The organism is Brevundimonas sp. (assembly GCF_016463295.1).
Taxonomy (GTDB): Bacteria; Pseudomonadota; Alphaproteobacteria; order Caulobacterales; family Caulobacteraceae; genus Brevundimonas.
In genome coordinates this window covers 1-7,485 of sequence record NZ_JAEMRO010000091.1, presented here as the reverse complement: position 1 = coordinate 7,485, position 7,485 = coordinate 1, and the positions used below count along the sequence as shown (strand labels likewise).

Genomic DNA, 7,485 nt, shown 5'->3' with positions numbered 1-7,485 from the left:
CGCTGGACGGCAAGGGCGAAACCGCCCTGGCCCGCCCGACGGCTGACGGCGTGCGCGAGCCGCTGAACCGTCGCGCCACCATCGGCATCAACTTCCGTTGAGCCAAACGGACCGGGGCCCGTCACAAGACAGGCCCCGGCTCCCGGCCTTACCGGCAAGCCGATACACTCTACCCACCGCCCGCCTTCGGAAACGAGGGCGGGCGGTGTCGTTTGGCCGCGGGCGTCAGTCACGGGCGAAACCTTTACGTGGCCCGTGTCGTATAGCGAGATGGACCGGGGTGTTTGCAGGAGCCTGCCCATGCGTAGCCGCTTTTCTACACTGATCATTGTGATGGCCGTGGCGGCCTGCTCGCCCGGCGAGCAAGCGCAAAGCGCACCGACGGCAGCATCCGCCCAGGCGAACGACAGCGGGCGTCGCGAAGTCGCGGTCTTTGCCGGTGGCTGCTTCTGGTCGGTTGAAGCCAATTTCGAGGCCATGCCCGGCGTCATATCCGCCGTCTCGGGTTTTGCGGGCGGGCGCGTCGCCAATCCCAGCTATGAACAGGTGGTGCGCGGCGGCACAGGCCATCTGGAGGCAGTACAGGTTACCTTCGACCCGGCCCGCATCAGCTATCGCCAGTTGGTCGATCGATTCTGGCGCACCATTGATCCGACCGATCCGGACGGCCAGTTCTGCGATCAGGGGGCCAGCTATGCCACCGCCGTGTTCGCCACCGCAGCCCAGAAGCCGGTGGCCGAGGCGTCGCGGCGATCTGCCGTGCAGGCGCTGGGCACTGCGCGCTTCACCACACCTGTCCGCGATGCAGCCCGCTTCTGGCCCGCAGAAGCCTATCACCAGGATTTCGCGCGCCTGAATCCGGCGCGATATGGGGGCTATACCCGCTTCTGTGGCCGCGCTGCACGTCTGCGAGCGGTCTGGGGGTCCCCAACCCGTTAGTCATCCACAGAAGTGTGTCCCTGAGGCCACCGCAAACCGTCGTCATATCACTGTCACACGACTGTCGTCCCAGCTTCCCATCCGGGTCCTAGAGGGGGCTTGATATCGACTGGCCGTTCAGCGGTCCGCGGGCGCTTTCGCCCAAGCCATCTGGGGATAGATGATAATGACGAACCGCAAACGCGTGTTCTGGGCGACGACCGCCCTCTTTAGCGGCCTGCTTATGGCCGGTGCCGCCTCGGCGCAATCGACCGGTTCGGACACGACCGAAGCCACGGAACTGAGCGAAGTCGTGTCGACGGGTACGCGCGGTCCGCGCAACATCGACGGCCTGGCGACCGCCGAGACGGTGTCGAAGACCCGTAACACGATCACGCAGGAATTCATCGCGACCCAGACGCCGGGTCAGACCATCCTGCAGACGCTGAACCTGACGCCGGGCCTCAGCTTCACCAACACCGATTCCTACGGCTCGTCGGGCGGCAACATCCGTCTGCGCGGCTTCGACGGCAACCGCGTCTCGCTGACGTTCGACGGCATCCCGCTGAACGACACCGGCAACTATGCCTCCTACACCAACCAGCAACTGGATCCGGAACTGATCGAGCGCGCCTCGGTCAACACCGGCTCGACCGACGTCGACAGCCCGACCGCTGCAGCCACGGGCGGCACCATCAACTACCAGACCCTGCGCCCCACGACCGACTTTGGTGGCTGGGCTCAGGCGTCCTTCGGTGACTTCGACTATCGCCGCTTCATGGTCCTGCTGAACTCGGGCGAGTTCGGTCCGTGGGGCACCTCGGCCTGGTTCGCCGTCTCCAAGACCGACTACGACAAGTTCAAGGGCCGCGGCGACCTGCAGAAGACTCAGTTCAACGCCCGTATCTATCAGCCCCTGGGCGACAACGGCGACTTCCTGTCGCTGGCCGGTCACTGGAACGAAAACCGCAACAACAACTACCTCGGCCCGAACCTCGGCACCGCGACCGGCTCGATCCTGCCGCAAGTCGAGACCGACCCGCGCGGCTGGGACATCGACTTCGACACGACCTACATCGCCCCCACCTTCCGTAACGGCGTGGCAGACAACGATGCGAACGGCTCCAACTACTGGGGCCTGCGCGTCAACCCGTCGAACACGGGCAACATCCGTGGTCAGTCGCGCTTCACCCTGACCGAAGGTCTGGTCCTGACGGTCGATCCTTCGTTCCAGTACACCCTGGCTAACGGCGGAACGCAGCAGGCAGTGCTGTTCGAGCAGGACGCCCTGCTCCGTGGCACCTTCGCGACAGGTGGTGTTGATCTGAACGGCGACGGTGACGTTCTTGACCGTGTCCGCGTCATGACGCCGTCGAACACCAACACCCACCGCTATGGCCTGAACGCCTCGCTGATCTGGGATCTGGACGACAATCACCGCCTGCGCGCCGCCTATGCGCTGGACTACGGTCGTCACCGCCAGACCGGCCTGTATGGTCGCGTGAACTTCTCGAACCCGACCGACCCTCGCTTCGTCGACTGGTTCGGCGGCCGGAACATCCTCGAGAACCGCATCGTCAACCGTAACGGCTACGAGCTCCGCTCGCGTGATCGCCTGTCGATCGCCGAACTGAACCAGTTCTCGGTTGAGTATCGCGGCCAGTTCATGGACGATGCTCTGACGATCAACATCGGCGTCCGGGCCCCGTTCTTCAGCCGTGACCTCAACCAGTACTGCTTCACGCAGAACTCGTCGTCGAACGTACGTTGCACCAGCGAAACGCCCACAGTCGTTGCCGGAACAGGCGGTAACGTAGTGTTCCCAGGCAGCGCCACCCAGTATATCGCGCCCTATTCGCGCAATGTGAAGTACGACGACATCCTGCCGAACCTGGGGGCTTCGTACCGCTGGGGTGATGGTCACTCTGTCTATGTCAGCTATGCAGAAACCCTGTCGGCCCCGCGTACGGACAGCCTTTACGGCATCCGCCGCTTCGCTGACGGCACGATCGGCAACCCGACGGTTCAGCCTGAAAATGCCCAGAACTTCGACCTGGGCTATCGCTATTCCAACCCGACCCTGGTCGGCACCGTCTCGGTGTTCGCCAACAACGAAGAGAACCGCATCGTCAGTTCCTTCGACGACGACTTGGGCCAGTTCGTCGACCGTAACGTCGGTTCGGTCGAGCGTATCGGTGCCGAAGGCTCCATCGGCTGGTCGCCGGTCGAGGCCTTGAGCCTGTATGCCTCGGCCACCTGGATGAGCACCGAAGTGCAGGACGACTACGTCAACAACACCGTTGGCGGCGTTCCGCAGATCGTTGCCACCAAGGGCAAGGAACTGGTCGAAACTCCGGAATGGATGCTGTCGGCTCGCGCGAGCTACCAGTTCACCCCGTATCTGGAAGCCGGCATTCAGGCCAAATACACCGGCGAACGCTGGGTGACCGACGTCAACGACTTCAAGGTTGACGCCTTCACCACCGTCGACGCCAACGTCCGCTTCGACCTGGCGCAGTTCGGCTACGAAGGTACGTTCATCCAGGTGAACGCCGACAACATCTTCGACGAGCAGTACTACGCCAACCTGGGCACGCGCGCCTCGGCTACGCCGGGCACGCCCGGCTTCAGCCAGCCCTTCGCTTCGGTCGGCGCTCCGCGCACGATCTCGGCGACCCTGCGGGTGGCTTTCTAAGCCAGTCTCGAACTGACTGAACGATCAGAGGCGGTCCGGAAACGGGCCGCCTCTTTTCTTTGCGCGGATGCTTGGGAAGAGATCGCGGGCAGACGGCGCGAGTTGAAGTCGTGCTCTGCGGTGTCTATCTGGCGCAGTCCGCATGCGGCCCGCCTGCAGACGTTCCAAGGATCAGCCCTCGCCATGACCCAAGCCCCCATCCCCGCCGAATGGGCTCCGCACCGGGCCATGTGGGTCGGCTGGCCCAGCCGGGAGGAATACTGGCCGGGCAATCTGGAGGACGCTCGGGACGAGGTGGAAGCGCTTGTGTGCGCTCTGACCGGACCGGGGCGCGAGCAGGTCAAGCTGATGGTCGGGGCCCCCGAGGTCTATACCGAGACCCGGGCGCGGTTCTCGAACGTCGCCGGTGTCGAGGTCATCGACGGCCTGTTCGGCGACATCTGGCTGAGGGACACCGGCCCGATTTTCAAAGCTGGCTCAGCTCGCGCGGCCGCCTTCCAGTTCAACGGCTGGGGCGGCGAGTTCGTGATGGAGCACGACGACACCGTCGCGACCCAGATCGGGGCGATATCAGGCGTCCCGCTCGACCACAATGCCTTCGTCCTAGAGGGCGGCGCGTTGGACCATGATGGGCAGGGGACGATCCTGACGACGCGCCAGTGCCTGCTGAACCGCAACCGCAATACCGACTGGACCGAGGCCAAGGCCGAGGCGGCGCTGGCCGAGGCAATCGGGGCCCGCAAGGTGCTGTGGCTCGGCGACGGCCTGTTGAACGATCATACCGACGGGCACGTGGACAATCTGGCCCGGTTCGTCGCGCCGGGCGTGGTGGCTCACCCCGTCGCCTGGGGTCGCGGTGATCCCAATGACGACGTCTATGCCGATCTGGCGCGGACGCTGTCGACCATGACGGATGCCGAAGGTCGGCCGATCCGCCTGCTGCCCCTGCCTTCGCCCGGTTTCGTCGCCGATGCCGACGGGCGCCCTGTGCCTGCCAGCCACATGAACTTCCTGATCGCCAACGGCGCGGTGATCGTGCCGACCTATGGCGACGACCGCGCGGCCGATCTGGCCTGCCAGGGCCTGGCCACCGTCTTTCCGGACCGCAAGATCATCCCCCTGCCGTCGATCCACATCCTGACCGGCGGCGGATCCTTCCACTGCATCTCCCAGCAGGAGCCCGCCTGATGCCCCGCACGATTTCCGTCGCCGCCATCCAGACGTCCTATGGCACGGACATGCAGGCGAATATCGACAAGACCATCGGCCTGATCCGCGAGGCCGCGTCCCGGGGGGCACAGGTCATCCTGCCCAGCGAACTGTTCCAAGGCCCATACTTCTGCGTGTCGCAGGAGGAGCACTGGTTCGCGACCGCCCATCCCTGGCGCGACCATCCGGCGGTGGTCCAGCTGCAGCCCGTGGCAAAGGAACTCGGCGTCGCCATCCCCGTCTCGATCTTCGAGAAGGAAGGGCATCACTACTTCAACTCGCTGGTCATGATCGATGCCGACGGCGAGGCTCTGGGCGTCTATCGCAAGAGCCACATCCCCGACGGCCCGGGCTATCAGGAAAAATACTACTTCCGGCCCGGTGACACGGGCTTCAAGGTCTGGAAGACGCGCTTCGGCCGGATCGGCGTCGGCATCTGCTGGGACCAGTGGTATCCGGAATCGGCCCGGGCCATGGCCCTGTTGGGGGCCGACATCCTGATGTATCCGACCGCGATCGGCTCGGAGCCCCAGGACGAAAGCCTGGACACCGCCCTGCCCTGGCAGCGGGCCATGCAGGGCCATGCGGTCTCGAATGTGACGCCCGTGGTCGCGGCCAATCGCATCGGCCACGAGACGGTGACCGAGGTGGGTCAGACCTTCTACGGTCACTCATTCATCGCCGATCACCGTGGTGATCTGGTCGAGCAACTGAAGGATGAGGAGGGCGTGCTGGTGCACACCTTCGATCTCGATTTTCTGGATCAGTACCGCGCCGCCTGGGGCTTTTTCCGCGATCGTCGGCCAGAGCTGTACGGAGCCTTGGCCAGCCCGCGCCCGGCCTGAGCGAGAACGATGGGTCAGTCCGCCATAATCGCCCTGCCTTGCGTCAGGGCCAGGCGTTCAGAGGCGCAGCTCGGATTGGTCGCGCCCTCGGCACGTGCCGAGGCAATCTCCAGCCGGGCCGCTGCCAGATCGGTCGCAAACTCCGGCTGGGACGCTGCGGCGTCGTAAAGCGCCTCGCCTAGCGCCGCGCCCGCTTGAACGTCCGAGAGCCAGTTGGTGGCGCAGATCGCGCGGCTCAGGCCGATCTCTCGGCCCATCTGACGCGACGCCTCTGCCCGATCAGGAGCCAGGTCGGCGAACAGCGCCCCATAGGCGGCCCCCGCCACAGCTCCCGCCGCCGGATAGGATGTGGGTGACTTGCGAGTGGCCTCATTCAAGCGCTGACACGCGCGTCGCGCCGGGTCGGCGGCCAGCGGGCGGAGGCGCGGATGGCGCGCGACGAGATCCACCGTCAGTCGCTCGGAGTCCGCCAGTAATCGGCCCATCAGCCGGTTCAAGGCCGGGCGAGGCTTTGCCGCCAACCGGGTTCCCAGCAGGCAGTCGAAATGCTGGGCCGCCTCGGGGGGGCGCAGTTCGGCATGAGCTGTGGCCATCCACCAGCGGTCCGTGTCTTCCAATGTGCGTAACCGCTCGGACAGGGCCACATCCTGCGCCTGCTCCGTGCCAGTGAGCGCAGGAGGTTGAGGCACGGCTGCGACCAGCTCCGCCAACTGCGCGGAAGCAAGATAGCCCGGGACGACCTCGGGCGGGCCGAACGTGGTCGTGGCGCAGCCCGCCAGCCAGACCGCACCGATCAACGGTGTCGCCAGTCGGGCGGCCGCCAGCCTCACCGTCCGGAAGACCAGTCCAGCTGAACATTGGTCAGGCCATCTTCGCCCGGCGAAGCCACCACACTGAGGAGCTTGCCGGCTCCGTTGGCGCCGTCGCCGGCGGAATAGGCACTGGCCCCGCCCTGGTTCATGGAGGCGATGGTGTTCAGGCCAGACGCCTCGGCCCGCGCGCGATAGAAGTTTACGACCGCCTCTGGCGTATCCGGCGTCGTGAACTTGAGGATCCCGCCAGGTCCGCTCGGGCCGCGCGCGAGCGTCGCTGGGCCGACAAGCGTGGCATCGGGATAGAGAACGGCAAAGACGGGCGCGTCAGGGGCCGCGAGCTCGGCATTGGCCACGCCGACGTCTGCCCCGGCAGCGGCAGTAGATCCGGAAGTGTCAGCGGGTGCGGCAGCCTCGACATCGGCCGTGGCCTCGGTGGGCGCGTCATCGCCGCATGCCGCCAGAATCCCGCCTGCGCCGATCAGGGTCGACATCAACGCGCCGACCGCGAATATGCGCTTCATTCCTCATCGTCCCTATGATCTGTAATCGTTACCTCCACCGTGCCGGATGGGCGCGGCGGCGGCAAGGCAGCTTGGCGTTCGTGCGGTGGCGAGGCCTAAACAGTGCAGCGACTGTGCTCAGCCGGTCGCAGCGTCCGCTTCCTGCTTGGCCGATGGGTCGTCGCCGGTGTTGTTCACCGGGTCCGGATCGGCGTTGCGGCTGGCGTTGCTCTCTGCAGAGGCCTGACCCTGGTTCGCCAAGGCCTTGTTGATCGTGTCGGAGTCGGGGTCGTCGTCCGAACCCGATGCCGCCCCGCCCTGCAATGAACCCGCGCGTGTGTCAGACCCCGAGTCCGTACCGGACAGCGCCCGGTCGAGCGCATCGCGCATGCCGTCCGGTGTCCGGCCCAGATCGGGCTTTTCGCCCATCGCGTCGGCCTCGATGGCGTCGTGGGTCTGGGTCTTGGGGTCGGGCTCTTGATCGCTCATCACGCGCGCTCCTT

Annotated in this window: 8 protein-coding genes; 5 read left to right on the top strand and 3 right to left on the bottom strand. The window is 65.7% G+C overall.

The features are described from left to right. From JHC81_RS12785 to aguB, 5 genes are all read left to right on the top strand, one after another. The coding region (locus JHC81_RS12785) for a hypothetical protein (RefSeq protein ID WP_325740175.1) at nt 1–101 on the top strand (101 nt) is incomplete at its 5' end. Nucleotides 102–300: 199 nt separating this feature from the next. Next, nucleotides 301–939 carry a peptide-methionine (S)-S-oxide reductase MsrA gene (gene msrA, locus JHC81_RS12780; protein WP_292175280.1) on the top strand — a complete coding sequence of 213 codons (639 nt, stop codon included), beginning with the start codon at nt 301–303 and terminating at the stop codon, nt 937–939. A gap of 166 nt (nt 940–1,105) precedes the next feature. After that, on the top strand, nt 1,106–3,613 hold the full coding sequence (locus JHC81_RS12775; RefSeq protein WP_292175278.1) for a TonB-dependent receptor: 2,508 nt from the start codon (nt 1,106–1,108) through the stop codon (nt 3,611–3,613). Between the two features lie 183 nt (nt 3,614–3,796). Next, nucleotides 3,797–4,801: an agmatine deiminase family protein gene (locus JHC81_RS12770; RefSeq protein WP_292175276.1), complete on the top strand. Its 1,005-nt coding sequence runs from the start codon at nt 3,797–3,799 to the stop codon at nt 4,799–4,801. Next, nucleotides 4,801–5,667 (top strand): N-carbamoylputrescine amidase, encoded by an 867-nt coding sequence (gene aguB, locus JHC81_RS12765; protein ID WP_292175274.1) that lies wholly within the window; start codon nt 4,801–4,803, stop codon nt 5,665–5,667. The genes JHC81_RS12770 and aguB overlap by 1 nt, the downstream gene beginning before the upstream one ends. Before the next feature lie 14 nt (nt 5,668–5,681). On the opposite strand, the gene JHC81_RS12760 is transcribed toward aguB, so the two are convergent. The 3 genes from JHC81_RS12760 to JHC81_RS12750 form a co-directional block, all read right to left on the bottom strand. Continuing rightward, nucleotides 5,682–6,497 carry a PA-phosphatase gene (locus JHC81_RS12760; RefSeq protein WP_292175273.1) on the bottom strand — a complete coding sequence of 272 codons (816 nt, stop codon included), beginning with the start codon at nt 6,495–6,497 and terminating at the stop codon, nt 5,682–5,684. Next, on the bottom strand, nt 6,494–7,003 hold the full coding sequence (locus JHC81_RS12755) for a hypothetical protein (protein WP_292175272.1): 510 nt from the start codon (nt 7,001–7,003) through the stop codon (nt 6,494–6,496). The genes JHC81_RS12760 and JHC81_RS12755 overlap by 4 nt, the downstream gene beginning before the upstream one ends. Nucleotides 7,004–7,120: 117 nt before the next feature. Beyond that, the gene (locus tag JHC81_RS12750) at nt 7,121–7,471 is read right to left on the bottom strand and encodes a ribonuclease (protein WP_292175270.1); all 351 of its coding nucleotides are present in this window, start codon (nt 7,469–7,471) and stop codon (nt 7,121–7,123) included. Nucleotides 7,472–7,485 lie beyond the last annotated feature (14 nt).